This is a genomic window from Streptomyces sp. NPDC020875 (assembly GCF_040641415.1).
In the GTDB taxonomy this organism is placed as follows: domain Bacteria; phylum Actinomycetota; class Actinomycetes; order Streptomycetales; family Streptomycetaceae; genus Streptomyces.
This window is the reverse complement of sequence record NZ_JBFADP010000055.1, coordinates 1-16,755: the sequence shown is the minus strand read 5'-3', so window position 1 is coordinate 16,755 and position 16,755 is coordinate 1. Positions and strand designations below refer to the sequence as shown.

13 protein-coding genes and 1 pseudogene are annotated in these 16,755 nt (G+C 73.1%); 9 read left to right on the top strand and 5 right to left on the bottom strand.

The window, feature by feature from the left end; translation table 11 throughout:
• Positions 1–50: 50 nt before the first annotated feature.
• Both hemQ and hemG read right to left on the bottom strand, forming a co-directional pair.
• Positions 51–764, bottom strand: coding sequence for a hydrogen peroxide-dependent heme synthase (gene hemQ, locus AB0G74_RS27160; RefSeq protein ID WP_361151170.1), 714 nt, complete (start codon positions 762–764; stop codon positions 51–53).
• 4 nt (positions 765–768) lie between these two features.
• Positions 769–2,271 (bottom strand): protoporphyrinogen oxidase, encoded by a 1,503-nt coding sequence (gene hemG / locus AB0G74_RS27155; protein ID WP_361151165.1) that lies wholly within the window; start codon positions 2,269–2,271, stop codon positions 769–771.
• A 162-nt stretch (positions 2,272–2,433) separates the two neighbouring features.
• Here hemG and AB0G74_RS27150 point away from each other — a divergent pair, with 162 nt between their 5' ends.
• Together AB0G74_RS27150 and AB0G74_RS27145 are read left to right on the top strand one after the other, a co-directional pair.
• The gene (locus AB0G74_RS27150) at positions 2,434–3,663 is read left to right on the top strand and encodes a DUF4349 domain-containing protein (RefSeq protein WP_361151162.1); all 1,230 of its coding nucleotides are present in this window, start codon (positions 2,434–2,436) and stop codon (positions 3,661–3,663) included.
• A gap of 69 nt (positions 3,664–3,732) precedes the next feature.
• On the top strand, positions 3,733–5,124 hold the full coding sequence (locus AB0G74_RS27145; RefSeq protein WP_361151159.1) for an FAD-dependent oxidoreductase: 1,392 nt from the start codon (positions 3,733–3,735) through the stop codon (positions 5,122–5,124).
• A gap of 64 nt (positions 5,125–5,188) precedes the next feature.
• Here AB0G74_RS27145 and hemE read toward each other — a convergent pair whose 3' ends face one another.
• On the bottom strand, positions 5,189–6,253 hold the full coding sequence (gene hemE, locus AB0G74_RS27140) for a uroporphyrinogen decarboxylase (RefSeq protein ID WP_361151156.1): 1,065 nt from the start codon (positions 6,251–6,253) through the stop codon (positions 5,189–5,191).
• 90 nt (positions 6,254–6,343) lie between these two features.
• Between hemE and AB0G74_RS27135 the strand changes: the two genes are divergently transcribed.
• The 6 genes from AB0G74_RS27135 to AB0G74_RS27110 all read left to right on the top strand — a co-directional run bounded on the left by AB0G74_RS27135 (position 6,344) and on the right by AB0G74_RS27110 (position 14,557).
• Positions 6,344–7,030: a DUF3000 domain-containing protein gene (locus AB0G74_RS27135; protein ID WP_361151153.1), complete on the top strand. Its 687-nt coding sequence runs from the start codon at positions 6,344–6,346 to the stop codon at positions 7,028–7,030.
• 708 nt (positions 7,031–7,738) lie between these two features.
• On the top strand, positions 7,739–8,404 hold the full coding sequence (locus tag AB0G74_RS27130; RefSeq protein ID WP_006345827.1) for a response regulator transcription factor: 666 nt from the start codon (positions 7,739–7,741) through the stop codon (positions 8,402–8,404).
• A gap of 78 nt (positions 8,405–8,482) precedes the next feature.
• The gene (locus AB0G74_RS27125) at positions 8,483–9,775 is read left to right on the top strand and encodes a ribonuclease D (protein WP_361151149.1); all 1,293 of its coding nucleotides are present in this window, start codon (positions 8,483–8,485) and stop codon (positions 9,773–9,775) included.
• Positions 9,776–10,764: 989 nt separating this feature from the next.
• Complete coding sequence (locus AB0G74_RS27120; protein WP_361151146.1) at positions 10,765–11,982, top strand: acetyl-CoA C-acyltransferase; 1,218 nt, start codon at positions 10,765–10,767, stop codon at positions 11,980–11,982.
• Complete coding sequence (locus AB0G74_RS27115; protein ID WP_361151143.1) at positions 11,979–14,108, top strand: 3-hydroxyacyl-CoA dehydrogenase NAD-binding domain-containing protein; 2,130 nt, start codon at positions 11,979–11,981, stop codon at positions 14,106–14,108. The genes AB0G74_RS27120 and AB0G74_RS27115 overlap by 4 nt, the downstream gene beginning before the upstream one ends.
• A gap of 68 nt (positions 14,109–14,176) precedes the next feature.
• Positions 14,177–14,557 (top strand): NTP pyrophosphohydrolase, encoded by a 381-nt coding sequence (locus AB0G74_RS27110; protein WP_361151140.1) that lies wholly within the window; start codon positions 14,177–14,179, stop codon positions 14,555–14,557.
• A gap of 59 nt (positions 14,558–14,616) precedes the next feature.
• Here AB0G74_RS27110 and AB0G74_RS27105 read toward each other — a convergent pair whose 3' ends face one another.
• Positions 14,617–15,600 carry a helix-turn-helix domain-containing protein gene (locus AB0G74_RS27105; protein WP_361151137.1) on the bottom strand — a complete coding sequence of 328 codons (984 nt, stop codon included), beginning with the start codon at positions 15,598–15,600 and terminating at the stop codon, positions 14,617–14,619.
• A gap of 126 nt (positions 15,601–15,726) precedes the next feature.
• Between AB0G74_RS27105 and AB0G74_RS27100 the strand changes: the two genes are divergently transcribed.
• Positions 15,727–16,440 carry an HD domain-containing protein gene (locus AB0G74_RS27100; protein ID WP_361151134.1) on the top strand — a complete coding sequence of 238 codons (714 nt, stop codon included), beginning with the start codon at positions 15,727–15,729 and terminating at the stop codon, positions 16,438–16,440.
• A gap of 75 nt (positions 16,441–16,515) precedes the next feature.
• On the opposite strand, the pseudogene AB0G74_RS27095 reads toward AB0G74_RS27100, so the two are convergent.
• Positions 16,516–16,755: pseudogene (locus tag AB0G74_RS27095) on the bottom strand (hypothetical protein); the annotation flags it as partial.

Below are 16,755 nucleotides of genomic sequence, written 5' to 3'. Positions count from 1 at the left end.
AGAGGAAAGGCGGTCACCGTGACGGCGACCGCCTTTCCGGGCCGAGTTCGTCAGGCGAGGTCCGCCACCAGCTCCGCCACGGACTTGCGGCGGCCGGTGTAGAACGGGACCTCCTCGCGGACGTGCATCCGCGCCTCGGAGGCGCGCAGATGGCGCATCAGGTCGACGATGCGGTGGAGTTCGTCGGCCTCGAAGGCGAGGATCCACTCGTAGTCGCCGAGGGAGAACGAGGCGACCGTGTTGGCCCGGACGTCGGGGTAGCCGCGGGCCATCTTGCCGTGGTCGGCGAGCATCCGGCGGCGGTCCTCGTCGGCGAGGAGATACCAGTCGTACGACCGTACGAACGGGTAGACGCTGACGTAGTCGCGGGCCCGCTCGTCCGCCAGGAACGCCGGGATGTGCGATTTGTTGAACTCGGCGGGGCGGTGCAGCGCCATGTTGGACCACACCGGCTCCAGCGTCCGGCCGAACCGGGTCCGGCGGAACAGGTTGTACGCGTTCTGCAGCTCGTCCGCGGTCTCCGCGTGCCACCAGATCATCAGATCGGCGTCGGCCCGGAGCCCGGAGAGGTCGTACGTACCGCGGATCGTGACGTCCTCGGCGGCGAGCTTGTCGAACAGCTCCTGGACCTCTTCGGCCCAGCCGGAGCGGTCCTCGGGCAGCACGTCGCGCAGCTTGAAGACCGACCACAGCGTGTAGCGGATGACCTCGTTGAGGTCCTTGGCCTTCTTGCCGGCGTTGGGGATCTTTTCTGGCGCACTCATGAGGCTATTGTCCCGCGTCCTCACCGGCGGCCCGCGCCCGGGTCGGCATCGCGGTGATCGCGTCGGCGGCGCGCCGTCCGTCGGCGATGCAGGCGGGGATGCCGACGCCGTCGTAGGCGGCTCCGCACAGCTCCAGGCCGGGGAGTTTCGCGATCTCGGCACGGATCCGGGCGGTCCGGGCGGGATGGCCCACCGGGTACTGCGGCAGTCCGCCGATCCAGCGGGTCACGGTGCTCGCCACGGGCCGGGCGGCGAGCCCGGTGACGGTGCCGAGGTCGCGCAGGGAGACGTCGACGAGTTCGCCGTCCTCGCGGTGGATGTGGTCCTCGTCGCCGTAGCGGCCGACGGAGGTACGGAGCAGAAAGAGGCCGTCGGCGGCGGACGCCTCGTCCACCCAGCGCCACTTGCGGGACGAGAAGGTGGACGCCTTGATGGTGGGGGCGTCGGCGGAGGGGACGAGGAAGCCGCTGCCGCCGGGCAGGACGCCCTCGACGTCGGCCCGGCGGAAGGCGAGGGTGATCAGGGCCATGGAGGCGTACTCGATCCGGCCGATCTCGGCCGCGGCGGCCGGGCACTCGGCGGCCAGCAGTTCGGCGGTCGACCAGGCGGGGGTGGCGAGGACGACCGCGTCGGCGGTGAGCGTCTCGTCACGGTCGGTACGGACCCGCCAGCCGTCGGCGGTCCTGGCCAGGCCGAGGGCGCGGGTACCGGTCCGCAGTTCGCCGCCGGCCGCGCGGACGGCGTCGGCGACGGCGGTGGCCAGTGTGCCGACCCCGCCGTCGACGCCGAGGAAGACGGGCCCGTCCTGCCGCCGGTCCCGGGCCTCGTCCTGGACGGCGCGCACGGCGTCCAGCAGGGACGGGGTACGGCGGGCGAAGTCGAACAGCCGGGGTACGGCGGCGCGCATCGAGATCCGGTACGCGTCCCCCGCGTAGACCCCGCCGAGCAGCGGCTCCACCAGCCGGTCCACGACCTCGGGGCCGAGGCGGTCGGCGACGTAGCGGCCGACGGCGACGTCCTCGCCGAGGTCGGCGGGGGGCAATTCCCGCTCGCGGTCGATCCGGGCCAGACCCTCGGCGCTGAGCAGTCCGGCGAGGGACGCGGAGCCGGCCGGGACGCCCATCACATGGCCCTTGGGCATCGGCCGCAGGGCTCCCGCGGTCCAGACTGCGGCGGTGGCGGTGGCGGGCGGCTGGAGCCGGTCGCCGAGTCCCACGGCCCGGGCCAGTTCGACGGCCTCGGGGCGGCGGGCGAGCACGGACTCGGCGCCCAGGTCGACGGGGACGCCCGCGAGCTCGCCCGCGTGGAGTTTGCCGCCGACCCGGGCGGCGGCCTCCAGCAGGGTCACCCGCCAGCCCTCGGCGGTCAGCCGGTGTGCGGCGGCGAGGCCGGAGATACCGCCGCCGACGACGACGGCACGGCCCGGGGGGCCTCCCGGGGCGGTGCCGCGGTCGGCGGTGGGACGTGGGTCGGGGTCGGCGACTGCGCCGGAGTGCGCTGAATCCATGTCCCCACTCTCTCAAACGCCGTTCCGAGTCCCGAACGTGACCGGTTCGGAACCGCGCGCGGCAAACGGTACGCGGCTCCGGTGCGTCCAAGTGACGACGGACGACCGAGAACACCGCGCGCGGCACCGGCGACCGGTACCGCGCCGAGGGGGGTGACGGAGATGCGTGCTGCGAGGACCCGGCGGGCCTGGGCGGCGCTCGTACTGGCCGGGGGGCTGACCCTGGCGGGCTGCAGTGCGGGCGGCGACGGCGACAAGGCGTCGTCGGAAGCGGCGCAGGCGGGCACCAAAACCGACGGGGACAGGGCGGCCCCGGACGACGGCGCGGGAGCCGGGGACACCGCGCGGGAACCGGACACCGGTGAGCAGGCGGACCGGGAGACCGGCACCAGGAAGGCGGCACCGCCCGCCTCGACACCGGGCACCGGCGGGGCGAACGCGAGCGGTACGAGCAAACCGCTCCCGGCGGCGGCGGTCCATGTGATCAGAACCGCCGAACTGCGGATCGAGGTCGCCGATGTGGCGAAGGCGGTCGCCGAGGCCCGCCGGATCACGGCGGCGCAGGGCGGCTACGTCGGCGAGGAGTCCTCGGGGTTCGCCCGGGAGCCCGACCCCACCAGGACGACCGGCGATGGCGATATCGCGTCCGGCGGGTCGGTGCTGACGATCCGGGTACCGCAGGAGCGGTACGAGGCCACCCTCACGGCGCTGGCGCGCGGCGGCAAGGTCCTCTCCCGCAAGACGGACGCCAAGGACGTCACCGACCAGGTCGTGGACGTGGAGAGCCGGATCGCCAGCCAGCGGGCGAGCGTGGCCCGGGTCCGGGAGCTGATGGACCGGGCGGAGAAGCTGTCGGACATCGTGACACTGGAGTCCGAACTGGGCCGCAGGCAGGCCGATCTGGAGTCACTGCTGGCCCAGCGGTCGTCGCTGCGGAACCGGTCGGCGATGTCGACGATCACGCTCGACTACCGGGCGCCGAAGGAGCGGCCGGCGGAGCCGAAGGACGACGACGGTCCGGGCGTCGGGGACGCGGTGGAAGGCGGCTGGGACGCGCTGGTGTCCACGGTCCGCTGGACGGCGGTCGTGATCGGGGCCGTACTGCCGTTCCTGCTGCCGCTGGGGCTGGGCGCCGCGATCTGGTGGGCGCTGCGGCGGCGTGCCCTGCGGCGCGGGGCCGTGCCCAGGAGGAGCGCCACGTACTGGGCCGCGGGCCCGGACCGGGACGGCGGCGGCGGCGACGGGTCGGCCGGGGTCGACGGCGGTACGGAGTCCCGGGCCGCGGCCGGTCCCGCCGGTGGCCGGGCCGGTGATCAGGCCGGACCGAAGGGCGCCGCTACCGGCCCGGATCAGGAGGTTCCGGGAGATCCCGGCACCACGGCCCGCCCGTGACCGGTCCGGCCGGACCCGACGGGCACGGGGCCGCCGGGTCCGGCCGGACCCCCGCGTAGCGTGTGGCCCATGACAACGGAACGACTGGTGGTCATCGGGGGCGACGCGGCGGGTATGTCCGCCGCGTCGCAGGCGCGCAGGTTCCGCCCGCCGCAGGAGCTGGAGATCGTCGCCTTCGAGCGCGGCCGGTTCACCTCCTACTCGGCGTGCGGGATCCCGTACTGGATCGGGGGGCAGGTCGGGGAACGCGACGAACTGATCGCCAGAACGCCCGAGGAGCACCGGGCCCGGGCGATCGAGCTGCGGACGCGGACCGAGGTCACCGAGATCGACACCGACCGGGGCCGGGTCAGGACCCGGGACCTCGACGACGGTACGGAGTCCTGGACCGGCTGGGACCGGCTGGTGATCGCCACCGGGGCGCGGCCGGTCCGGCCGCCGATCCCCGGGATCGAGGCGCCCGGGGTCCACGGCGTCCAGAACCTCGGCGACGGCCAGGCCCTCCTCGACACCCTGCGCGCCCTCGGCCCCGGCGAAGGCGGCCGGTCACGGCGCGCGGTGGTGGTGGGCGCGGGCTATATCGGGGTGGAGATGGCGGAGGCCATGCTGCTGCGCGGCTTCGACGTCACCGTGCTCAACCGGGGCGAGCAGCCGATGGCCACCCTCGACCCCGACATGGGGCGGCTGGTGCACGAGGCGATGGACGGCCTCGGCATCACCACGGTCAACGGGGCCGAGGTCACCGAGGTCCTGACCGGCGCCGACGGCCGGGTCCGGGCGGTGGCGACGGCGGACGCCGAGTATCCGGCGGATGTGGTGGTCCTCGGCATCGGGGTGGAGCCGGAGACGGCGCTGGCCCGGGCGGCGGGGCTGCCGACCGGGGCGTACGGCGGACTGCTGACCGATCTGTCGATGCGGGTCCGGGGCGAGGACGCGATCTGGGCGGGCGGCGACTGCGTCGAGGTGCTGGACCTGGTCTCCGGCCGGGAGCGGCACATCCCGCTCGGCACCCACGCCAACAAGCACGGCCAGATCATCGGCGCGAACATCGGCGGCGGCTACGGCACGTTCCCCGGCGTCGTGGGCACGGCCGTCAGCAAGGTCTGCGATCTGGAGATCGCCAGGACCGGACTGCGGGAGAAGGACGCGAAGGCGGTCGGGCTCCAGTACGTCACGGCGACCGTCGAGTCCACCAGCCGGGCCGGGTACTACCCGGGCGCCGCCCCCATGACCGTGAAGATCCTGGCGGAACGCGGTTCGGGACGGCTGCTGGGGCTCCAGATCGTGGGCCGTGACGGCGCCGCGAAACGGGTCGACGTGGCGGCCGTGGCCCTGACCGCCGGAATGACGGTCGAGCGGATGACCCAGCTCGACCTGGGGTACGCCCCGCCGTTCTCGCCCGTCTGGGACCCGGTCCTGGTCGCGGCCCGCAAGGCGGTCCGGGCCGTGGAGTCCCGGTAAGGCGTACGGCCGGTACGGGGCGTCCCCGTACCGGCCGGTCCTCGCGTCCCCTGGCCGGGGGCGGTCAGCGGGCGGTCTGGGTGTGGACGAACTCCACCAGCCGGGTCAGCGCGTCCGGGTCCGTGGTGGGCAGCACCCCGTGGCCCAGGTTGAAGACATGGCCCTCCAGCCCCTCCGCGGCGGCCAGCACCTCCCGGGCCTTCGTCTCGACGGCCTCGCGCGGGGCGAACAGCACGGCGGGGTCCAGATTGCCCTGGAGCGCCTTGCCGGGGCCGACCCGGCGGGCCGCCTCGTCGAGGGGGACGCGCCAGTCGACCCCGACGACATCCGCCCCGGCCTCGCCGAGCAGGCCGAGCAGTTCGCCCGTACCGACACCGAAGTGGATCCGGGGCACCCCGTAACCGGCGACCGCGTCGAAGACCTTCGCGGAAGCGGGCATGACCGAACGGCGGTAGTCGGCGGGGGCCAGCGCGCCGACCCAGGAGTCGAAGAGCTGGACGGCGCTCGCCCCGGCCTCGATCTGGACCTTCAGGAAGGCGGAGGTGATCTCCGCGAGCCGGTCCAGCAGCTCCGCCCACAGCTCCGGGTCGCCGTACATCAGCGCCTTGGTGTGCTCGTGGTTCCGGGACGGGCCGCCCTCGACGAGATAGCTGGCGAGGGTGAACGGGGCGCCCGCGAAACCGATCAGCGGCGTGCCGCCCAGTTCCTCGGTGAGCAGCCCGATGGCCTCCGTGACATACGCCACGTCGTCCGGCGTCAGATCGCGCAGCCGGGCCAGATCGGCCCGGGTCCGGATCGGCTCGGCGACGACCGGGCCCACCCCGGGCTTGATGTCGAGATCGATCCCGATCGCCTTCAGGGGGACCACGATGTCGCTGAAGTAGATCGCCGCGTCGACGCCGTGCCGCCGCACCGGCTGGAGAGTGATCTCCTTGACCAGCTCGGGCCGCATGCAGGACTCCAGCATCGGAATGCCCTCACGGAGCTTCAGATACTCGGGCAGGGACCGCCCCGCCTGCCGCATGAACCAGACGGGGGTGTGCGGCACCGGCTCCCGGCGGCAGGCCCTCAGAAAGGCGGAATCGTACGTCTTCGGCGGCTGGCCCGAGGGGCGGTCGTTGGCGCTCACGCCCCAAATCTTCGCACGGCCCGGAAAACCGGCGGCCCCGCCGGGTGTCCTTCCCTGCGAGGGGGCCGCGTTCCGCCTAGTCTTCCCCGCATGGCTGCGGCTCAGGGACGTTTTTCCGATCATGCTGAACATTCACATCCGGACGGCGCGGGGACCGGGGACGGCGCGGAGGACGACACCGTCCCGCGGGCGTTCCGGCTCGCCGTCGAGGCACTGCGGGCGGCCCGGCCGCGCCCGGAGATCGAGGTGGACCCCGCCCGGCCCCCGCAGCGGCTCGCCCCGCACGCCTACGCCCTGGAGGCGGCCGTCGTGGACGACGGCGACGACCTGGCCGACGGCCGGCTGGTCCTGCTCCACGACCCGGCGGGCCACGACGCCTGGCAGGGCACGTTCCGCCTGGTCACACTCGTCCGGGCCGAACTCGAACCGGAGATGGCGGCGGACCCGCTGCTCCCCGAGGTCTGCTGGTCGTGGCTGACGGGCGCGCTCGACGCGCGGGGCCTCTCGTACGGGGAACCCAGCGGCACCGTCACCCGGGCCGGATCCCACTACTTCGGCGGACTCTCCGAGCGCCGCCCCGCGACCCAGATCGAGATCCGGGCGTCCTGGACCCCCCGCGAGGGCACGGGCGGCGTACCGGACACCCGGGCGCACCTGGCGGCCTGGTGCGACCTGCTCTGCCAGATCGCGGGCCTGCCGCCGGTGCCGGTGGGCGGGGCGGAGACGGTCACGGGCGTGGTGACGCTCCCCCAGCGCCGGGGACCCCAGCACCGCTGACGCGCCTTGCCCGGGGGCCGCAGCGCCTTGCCCCTCCCGGCATCGCCCGACAACCCGGGCTCCGCTCTGCGACCCCGGGCCGTTGGCGGTCTGCGGACCGTGCGCGGCTGGTCGCGCAGTTCCCCGCGCCCCTGGGTTGCCCTCCTCGCCGCCCTTGCGGAGAGCCGGGCCCCGTTCCCGGGGGCGATGCCCGGGAGGGCATTCAGGGGCGCGGGGAACTGCGCGAACAACCACGACGGTGGCGCGGTCGGCAATGGTGGGTGGGGACCGCCCACAGGCTCCGGGGTGAGGCGTTCAGGTGGAGGGCCAAGGCGCTGGGGGTCCCCCCATTGCCGAAGGCATAGGGGGCGGAACTGCGCGACAAGCCACAGACGGCGCGCGGTCGGCATGGGAGGGCGAGCCCCCACAGGCTCCGGGGTATGGCGTTCAGCCGGAGAGGGCCGGACTGCGCGACGAGCCACAGACCTCCGACAACACCCGATCGCCGGGCGCAGCCCGCACGCGGCGCGCCGGAGGCCACGGCGCATCGCCCCCGTTCACGATCGGACGCCCGTCCGAATTGCACCAATTTACTCACTGGATCGTGATCATTTCCTAAAGGACACCGGACGGGCTGCCGAAGAGGTCAATGACCCTAACTTCACGGAACGCCCCGGCTATATCCCCGAGCCGGCCCCGTCCCTGCACCTTCCCCCCAGGAGGAGCCCGGTGTCCGTCCTTCTCGAGCAGCCCGCCAGCCTGGTCGCCTACCGTCCGAACAAGCCGACCGCGATGGTCGTGGTGGCCGACCCCCGCGTCCGGTCCACCGTCACCCGCCACCTGTGGGCGCTCGGAGTCCGGGACGTCATCGAGGCGTCGTCCATCGCCGAGGCCCGCCCCCGGATCGGCAACCCCCGCGACATCTGCGTCGCCGACGTCCACCTGCCCGACGGCTCCGGCCTCACCCTGCTCTCCGAGACCCGCGCCGCGGGCTGGCCCAACGGCCTCGCGCTCTCCGCCGCCGACGACATCGGCGCCGTACGCAACGCCCTCGCGGGTGGCGTCAAGGGCTACGTCGTCACCGGCACCCGGACCAACATCGGCCACCCCACCCGGCCCGGGGCAGCGCCCATCGGCGCCGCCGCCGCCAGGCTCGGGCACCGCCGCCCGCCGGGCGCCCCCAGCCACCCCGGGGGCTACCGCGAACTGTCCGGCCGCGAGGTCGAGGTCCTGCGGCTGGTTGCGGAGGGCCAGTCGAACAAGGCCATCGGCGTCTCCATGGGCCTGTCCGCCCTCACCGTCAAAAGCCACCTGGCCCGGATCGCCCGCAAGCTCGGCACCGGCGACCGGGCGGGCATGGTGGCGGTCGCCCTGCGCACGGGCATCATCCACTGACCCCTTCACTCCCGCGCGCGCCTGTCGACGGATCGTTTCCGGCGACAGGCTCGCCGCGTTCACGGATACCCTTGACACGTGACCGACGCCCATAACCCCGCAGCAGAGACCGCACTGCGAACCGCCGGGGGCGCTCCCCCGGACGCCGGCGTCGCAGCCGAGCAAGACCCCCGAGAGACGCCCACCCCCTTGCTGGAGCCCCGCGAGGGCATCCCCCCGGTGGTCGCCGACGCCGACGCGCTCGCGGCCGTCGTGGCCGCGTTCTCGGCCGGGACGGGCCCCGTCGCCGTCGACGCCGAGCGGGCGTCCGGCTACCGCTACGGACAGCGGGCCTACCTCGTCCAGCTGCGCCGCGAAGGCGCGGGCAGCGCCCTGATCGACCCCGTCGGCTGCCCCGACCTCTCCGTACTCGGCACGGCACTCTCCGGCACCGAGTGGATCCTGCACGCCGCCACCCAGGACCTGCCCTGCCTGCGCGAGATAGGCATGGTCCCCACCAGCCTCTTCGACACCGAGCTGGCGGGCCGGCTCGCCGGATTCCCCCGGGTCGGACTCGGCGCCATGGTCGAATCCGTCCTCGGGTACGCCCTGGAGAAGGGCCACTCCGCCGTCGACTGGTCCACCCGGCCGCTCCCCGAGCCCTGGCTGCGGTACGCCGCCCTCGACGTCGAACTGCTGATCGACCTCCGCGACGCCCTGGAGAAAGAACTCGACCGGCAGGGCAAGCTCGACTGGGCCCACCAGGAATTCCACGCCATCGCCACGGCACCGCCGCCCCCGCCGCGCAAGGACCCCTGGCGCCGGACCTCCGGAATGCACAAGGTACGGCGCCGCCGCCAGATGGCCGTCGTACGGGAACTCTGGAACACCCGGGACCGGATCGCCCAGCGACGCGACGTATCCCCCGGCAAGGTCCTCGGCGACGCCGCCATCGTCGAAGCGGCACTCGCCCTGCCGCCGAACGCCCACGCCCTCGCCGGGGTCGCGGGCTTCGGCAGCCGGATGAGCCGACGCCAGCTCGAACAGTGGCAGTCCGCCGTCGACCGGGCCCGCGCCCTCCCCGACTCCGAACTCCCGCAGCCCGGCCAGCAGCTCGCGGGCCCCCCGCCGCCGAGGGCCTGGGCCGACAAGGACCCGGCGGCGGCCGCCCGGCTCTCCGCCGCGCGCACCGCGATCACGGCGCTGGCCGAGGAACTGAACCTGCCGCAGGAGAACCTGATCTCACCGGACACGGTACGGCGGGTCTGCTGGGAGCCGCCGCGGGAGATCACCCCGGAGACGGTCGCGGCGGCGTTGACGGCACTGGGCGCGCGGCCCTGGCAGACGACGCTGGTCACTCCTCCGCTCACCACGGCGCTCACCTCGCCCTGACGAACGCCTCCCGCTGTGGGGTCCCCGCCTGGTGCGGGGTTTCCCGCGGCGTGCGGGGCCGTTCGCGGCTCGCGCCCCGGGCGCCTGGTGTGGGGCTCCCCGTTGCGTGCGGGGGTCTTCGCGCCTCAGGCTCCCCCAAAGCTGCCTTTGGGGGGACCCCCAAGGGGCTGTTGAAGTTGTGACCGTTGCTCCAGCGGTATGCGGGCGGTCTTGTCTTGTGGCGGGAGGGTCGGTGGCCTCCGGGCTCACCTCCTCACGGACGGCGGAAGTGGGGTTTCCTGGGAGGCAGACCCGTCTCTTTTCCGCCATCCGTTGCGGGGGCGACCCTGCACCCCCCGACCACGCCGACTGGTCTTGTCTCCTGGGGCCGGAGCCCGTCCCGGGGAGGGGATGGGTGCGGCCTGGTGTTGTCGGTCCTCCCGCGTCTGGGTGGGTGGCTTGTCGCGCAGTTCCCCGCGCCCCCAAGAAGGGCCCGTCTCCTCCACAGGGGCGGCGAGGGGGAGAGCACTTAGGGGCGCGGGGAACTGCGCGACAAGCCCACGACAGCGCGCGGTCGAAACTCCTCCGGAGGAAGCACTACCCATCCCGCCCGGAGGGCGTCACTCGTCCCGAGGACGGTCGGGAAAGCCACCAGGTGGCGCTGGGGGTCCCCCATTGCCGAAGGCATAGGGGGCAGAACCGCGCGACAAGCCAGCCACGGTCCGCAGACCGCAAACAACACCAGGGCGCCGGGCGCGGCCCGGTAGTGGCGGGTCCCACCCGGAGGGCCAAGGGCGCTGGGGGTCCCCCACCGCCGAAGCCACAGGGGGGCAGAAACCGCGCGAACAACCACAGGCGGGCCGCAGGCCGTCGGCGCTTCGGGGGAATGTGACGCCGCTCGCAGGGCAGGGGCTGGGCACTTGAGTTACCCGCAAGTAGCATGGGGCCCAAGCGCACGCTCAGTCGCGCGCCCCGCAGCAGTGCCATCCCGCACCTGGAGGAGAGCCATCGTGCCTCGTAGCCTCAGGGACGTCGTCTTCGTCGACGGCGTCCGCACCCCGTTCGGCAAGGCGGGCCCCAAGGGCATTTACCACGAGACCCGCGCCGACGACCTGGTCGTGAAGGCCATCCGGGAGCTGCTGCGCCGGAATCCCGCCCTCGATCCGGCGAAGGTCGACGAGGTCGCCATCGCGGCCACGACGCAGATCGGTGACCAGGGTCTGACGATCGGCCGGACCGCGGGGATCCTCGCCGGGCTGCCGGCGTCCGTGCCGGGGTATTCGGTGGACCGGATGTGCGCGGGGGCGCTGACCGCGGTGACGACGACCGCCGGGTCGATCGCCTTCGGCGCGTACGATGCCGTCATCGCGGGCGGTGTGGAGCACATGGGGCGGCATCCGATGGGTGAGGGCGTCGACCCCAATCCGCGGTTCGTCTCGGAGAAGCTGGTGGACGAGTCCGCCCTCTTCATGGGGATGACGGCGGAGAACCTGCACGACCGCTACCCGTCGATCACCAAGCGGCGGGCCGACGAGTACGCCGTACGGTCGCAGGAGAAGGCGGCCAAGGCGTACGCGGACGGGAAGATCCAGCAGGATCTGGTGCCGATCGCGATCCGCCGGACCAGCCCCGAGGGCGGGGAGACCGGCTGGGGGCTGGCGACCGAGGACGAGCCGATGCGTCCGGGGACGACCCTGGAGAACCTGGCCGGGCTGAAGACCCCGTTCCGGACCCACGGCCGGGTCACCGCGGGCAACGCCGCCGGGCTCAACGACGGTGCCACCGCCGCGATCGTCGCGTCGGAGGACTTCGCCCGGGAGCACGGGCTGCCGGTGAGGATGCGTCTGGTGGCGTACTCCTTCGCCGGGGTGGAGCCGGAGGTAATGGGCTACGGCCCGATCCCGGCCACCGAGAAGGCGCTGGCCCAGGCGGGTCTGTCGATCGAGGACATCGGTCTCTTCGAGATCAATGAGGCGTTCGCGGTCCAGGTACTGGCGTTTCTGGAGCACTACGGCATCGCCGACGACGATCCGAGGGTCAACCAGTACGGCGGCGCGATCGCGTTCGGGCACCCGCTGGCCTCTTCCGGTGTCCGGCTGATGACGCAGCTGGCCCGGCAGTTCGAGGAGCGGCCCGAGGTCCGTTACGGCCTCACCACCATGTGCGTCGGCTTCGGCATGGGCGCGACCGTCATCTGGGAGAACCCGCACTTCGAGGGGGACAAGTGAGCACCACCGCCGAACTGTTGAAGGGCGCGGCCGAGTTGTTCCCGGACGAGGTCGTCACCAGCGCGCACGTACGCCATCTGGAGCTGCCGTACGGCGCCGGGCGGTTCGCCCTGATCACCCTGGACAACGGGCTGGACCACACCAAGCCGACCACCTTCGGTCCCCGGTCGCTGGCCAATCTGGACGCGGCGATCGACCAGGTCGAGGCCGAGGCGGCGGCGGGTTCCATCGTCGGTGCCGGGCTGACCGGCAAGCCGTTCATCTTCGCCGTCGGCGCCGACCTCAAGGGTGTCGAGCTGCTGCGCCGCCACGAGGACGCGCTGGCGATCGGGAAGAGCGGCCACGACGTCTTCAAGCGGCTCGCCGGGCTCGCCGTCCCCACCTTCGCCTACTACAACGGCGCGGCGATGGGCGGCGGTGTCGAGGTCGGTCTGCACTGTTCGTACCGTACGGTCTCCCGGGCGATCCCGGCCTTCTCGCTGCCCGAGGTCTTCCTCGGTCTGGTGCCCGGCTGGGGCGGCTGCGCGCTGCTGCCGAATCTGATCGGCGCCGACCGCGCGGTGAAGGTGATCATCGAGAACGCGCTCAACCAGAACCGGCAGCTGAAGGGCCCGCAGGTCTTCGAGCTGGGGATCGCCGACGCGATCTTCGACGGGGCCGACTTCCTGGAGCAGTCGCTGCTCTGGACGGCTTCGGTGCTCAAGGGCGACACCGTGGTGGAGCGCGCCGAGGTCGACCGGGGCGAGGCGTGGGACGCGGCCGTGGCCAAGGGCCGGGCGATCGCCGACGCCAAGGTGCACGGCGCCGCCCCCGCCGCGTATCGCGCGCTGGACATCCTGGCCGCCGCGAAGGACGGCGACGTCCAGGCCGGGTTCGACGCCGAGGACCGGGCGCTGGCCGATCTGATCATGGGCGGTGAGCTGCGCAGCGGTCTCTACGCCTTCAATCTGGTGCAGAAGCGGGGCAAGCGCCCGGTGGGCGCGCCGGACAAGTCCCTGGCCCGGCCGGTCACCAAGGTCGGTGTGGTGGGTGCCGGTCTGATGGCGTCGCAGCTGGCGCTGCTGTTCCTGCGCCGTCTGGAGGTGCCGGTCGTGCTGACCGACATCGACCAGGAGCGGATCGACAAGGGTGTGGGGTATGTCCATGCCGAGATCGAGAAGCTGCTCGGCAAGGGCCGGATCAACCAGGACAAGGCCAACCGGCTGAAGGCCCTGGTGACCGGTGTCCTCGACAAGGCGGAAGGTTTCGCCGACGCGGACTTCGTGATCGAGGCCGTCTTCGAGGAGATGGGCGTCAAGCGGCAGGTCTTCGCGGAGGTGGAGGCGGTCGCCCCGGCCCACGCGATCCTGGCGACCAACACCTCCTCCCTCTCGGTCTCCGAGATGGCGGCCGAGCTGAAGCACCCGGAGCGGGTCGTCGGCTTCCACTTCTTCAACCCGGTGGCGATCCTGCCGCTGCTGGAGATCGTCCGCGGTGAGCGGACGGACGACGCGTCGCTGGCGACCGCGTTCGCGGTGGCGAAGCAGCTGAGGAAGACGGCCGTCCTGGTCAAGGACGCCCCGGCGTTCGTGGTCAACCGGATCCTGACCCGCTTCATGGGCGAGATCCAGAATGTGATCGACGAGGGCACCCCGGTCCCGGTCGCCGAGAAGGCGGTGGAGCCGCTGGGTCTGCCGATGTCGCCGCTGGTCCTGCTGGAGCTGGTCGGCCCGGCGATCGGGCTGCATGTCTCCGAGACCCTGAACCGCGCGTTCCCGGACCGCTTCACGGTCTCGCCGAACCTGGCGGCCGTGGTCGCGGCGGGCAAGCGGGGCTTCTACGTCTACGACTCCGGGAAGCCGGAGCTGGACCCGGAGGTCGCGGCGCTGCTGGTGCAGGGCGACTCGGTGCTGACCGAGGAGCAGGTACGGGACCGGGTGCTGGCGGCCGTCGCCCAGGAGATCGGGCTGATGCTCGACGAGGGCGTGGTGGCCGAGGCGCAGGACGTCGACCTGTGTCTGATCACGGGTGCGGGCTGGCCGTTCCACCTGGGCGGTATCACCCCGTATCTGGACCGCGCGGGCGTCTCCGAGCGGGTCAACGGCAAGCCGTTCCTGGCTCCGGGAGTGGCGAGCGTCCCCGCCTGACGTGGTGTACCAAGGGGCCGTACGGAGACTCTCCGTACGGCCCCTTTCCCGATCCCGATGGGACCCGCATGGTGACTCTGCTGATCGTCGACGGCGCGAATGTCGTGGGTTCGGTGCCCGACGGCTGGTGGCGCGACCGGCGCGGCGCCGCCGAACGGCTGCGGGACCGGCTGGTCCGGTACGCCGCCGAGGGCGTGGCGGGCCGTCCGGGGCCGCTGGAGGTGGTGCTGGTCGTGGAGGGCGCGGCCCGCGGGGTCGCCGCGGTGCCGGGCGTCCGGGTCGACGAGGCACCCGGCAGCGGCGACGACCGGATCGCGGAGCTGGTGGCCGCAGAGTCGGGGCTGCGGCCCTGTGTGGTGGTGACGGCGGACCGGGGGCTGCGGGAGCGGGTCGCCCGGGCGGGCGGCTCGTCCGTCGGCCCCCGCGCCGTGTACCGGCGGGACGGCTGAGTTCGCGGTGGCGGCCCGGGGCGGGGCATCGGGCTCGACGGTCGCGGGCCGCCGTGAGATCAGCCGGCCCGCCCGGTCGCCGTGAGATGCGCGGTGGCGCCGAAGGCGGCGCGGTATGCCTGGGGCGAGACCCCGGCCCGGCGGGCGAAGTGCTGGCGGAAGGCGGCGGGCGAGCCGAACCCGACTTCGTCGGCGATGCGTTCCACCGGCATGAGTGTGGTCTCCAGCAGCTCCTGGGCGCGGTGGACCCGGGCCCGTAGCAGCCATTGGAGCGGAGTGGTACCGGTCTGTGCACGGAAGTGACGGTTGAGGCTGCGGACACTCATCGCGGCGCGGCGGGCGATGTCGTCGAGGGTGAGTTGCTGATGGAGATGGGCCTCCATCCAGTTCAGGGTGGGTTGGATGGTTGTGTCGGCGCCGTCGGGGGCGGGGTGTTCGATGTACTGGCTCTGGCCGCCGTCGCGCTGCAGCGGCATCACCGTGTGACGGGCCGTGGTGGCGGCGAGCGCGGCGCCCAGGTCGCGGCGGACCAGATGGAGGCAGAGGTCGAGGGCGGCGGCGACACCCGCCGAAGTGATCAGGGCTCCGTTGTCGATGTAGAGACTGTCGCGGTCGACGTGCACGGCGGGGTGACGGCGGGCGAGTTCGGCCGCGTGGTGCCAGTGCGTGGTGGCGCGGTGGCCGTCCAGCAGCCCTGCGGCGGCCAGGGTGAAAGCGCCGACACAGACGGACGCGATCCGGGCTCCGCGTCCGGCCGCCGCACGGAGGGCGGTGAGTACGGGGGCGGGGTGCTCGCCCAGGAAGTTCGCATGGCCGGGGACCACGACGACATCGGCGTCCGTGAGACCGTCGAGCCCCCAGGGCGTGCTGAGCCGGAGCCCTCCGTAGCCGTCGGCCGTCGCCACTCTCCGGCCGGGCGCGCAGACACGTATCACGTAGTGGTTCCGGCCCGCGACCTCGTTGGCCGTGCCGAAGATCTGCCCGGGTACGGACAGCTCGAACGGTACGACGCCGTCGAGTGCCAGGATCGCCACAACAGTCATGGCCAGAACCTAGCGCATACCGTCATTCGGGCCACTGTCGAGGGGTGGCCGCGGGCGACAGGATCGGCGTGTCGGTCCCTCGCCCCGGCCGGGTCCCGGGGCACTTCACGGTAAGGACGTATCGCTGTGCCAACTCCGTCTCCCCTGTCGTACGCCGGTCTCGGGCTTCCGGGCACTGAACTGGCCGTCGCGGCCCTGGACCATGCCCGGGAACACACCGATCCCGTCGTCTTCCGGCACTGCCTGCGCGGTTATCTGTTCGGGCGGGCGCTCGGCGGGGCACGTGGTCTGACGGCGGGCGGCGACTACGACGACGAGCTGATGTTCGTGGCGAGTGTGCTGCACGACCTCGGCGTCGGTGACAGCGGCGACGATCGGTTCGAGATCGCCGGCGCCGATCTGGCCGCCCGGTTCCTGCGCGAGCGCGGAATGCCAAAGGACCGGGTCGCCCTCGTCTGGGACGCGGTCGCGCTGCACACCTTCGACGGTATCGGTGCCCGCAAGGGACCGGAGGTCATGCTCTGCCATGCCGGGATCGCCGCCGACGTCCTGGGGAAGGACAGGGACCTGCTGCCCCCGGGCTTCGCGGACCGGGTCCACCGGGAACTGCCGCGCGAGAATCTGGCGTACGCGCTGACCGGCGCGATCGTGGACCGGTGTCTGGAGAATCCGCGCACGGCCGTTCCGCTCTCGTTCCCGGGGCAACTGGTCCGCCGCCATCTGCCGCCGGGGGCGCTGCCCGACTGGTACGACCTGATCGCGCGGGCCGGATGGGGCGACCGGCCCGTGCGGGGCCGGGGTGCGGGAAGTCCGCGGGAGTCGGGCGGGCCCGACCGGTGATCCGGTGCTCCTCTCCTCGGCCACCGCCCCGCCGGTCCCCCGAGCGACGATCCCGGTACGGGAGCTGCGGCGCTCTCACGCTCCCGTGGTGGATCCGGGCCTGATGATCATCAGAACGGTGACCGTGGCCCAGAGCAGGTTGAAGACACCGGTGAGCAGGGCCAGCCGGGCGCCGTCGCGCCGGTCGTGCGCGGGGCGGGGACCGGTCCCCGCCGCGGCGGCCGCCGCCGCCTCCAGGGCCTCCTCCTGACGTGGCAGCAGCACCCCCGCGAGGAGGACGGCGGCGCAGCCGGTGAGCAGGGTCGTGGGAATGAG

Bases quoted from the DNA above. Each gene is read 5' to 3' on its own strand.
- hemQ (WP_361151170.1), bottom strand. From the start codon at position 764: ATGAGTGCGCCAGAAAAGATCCCCAACGCCGGCAAGAAGGCCAAGGAC.
- hemG (WP_361151165.1), bottom strand. From the start codon at position 2,271: ATGGATTCAGCGCACTCCGGCGCAGTCGCCGACCCCGACCCACGTCCC.
- AB0G74_RS27150 (WP_361151162.1), top strand. From the start codon at position 2,434: ATGCGTGCTGCGAGGACCCGGCGGGCCTGGGCGGCGCTCGTACTGGCC.
- AB0G74_RS27145 (WP_361151159.1), top strand. From the start codon at position 3,733: ATGACAACGGAACGACTGGTGGTCATCGGGGGCGACGCGGCGGGTATG.
- AB0G74_RS27135 (WP_361151153.1), top strand. From the start codon at position 6,344: ATGGCTGCGGCTCAGGGACGTTTTTCCGATCATGCTGAACATTCACAT.
- AB0G74_RS27110 (WP_361151140.1), top strand. From the start codon at position 14,177: ATGGTGACTCTGCTGATCGTCGACGGCGCGAATGTCGTGGGTTCGGTG.
- AB0G74_RS27105 (WP_361151137.1), bottom strand. From the start codon at position 15,600: ATGACTGTTGTGGCGATCCTGGCACTCGACGGCGTCGTACCGTTCGAG.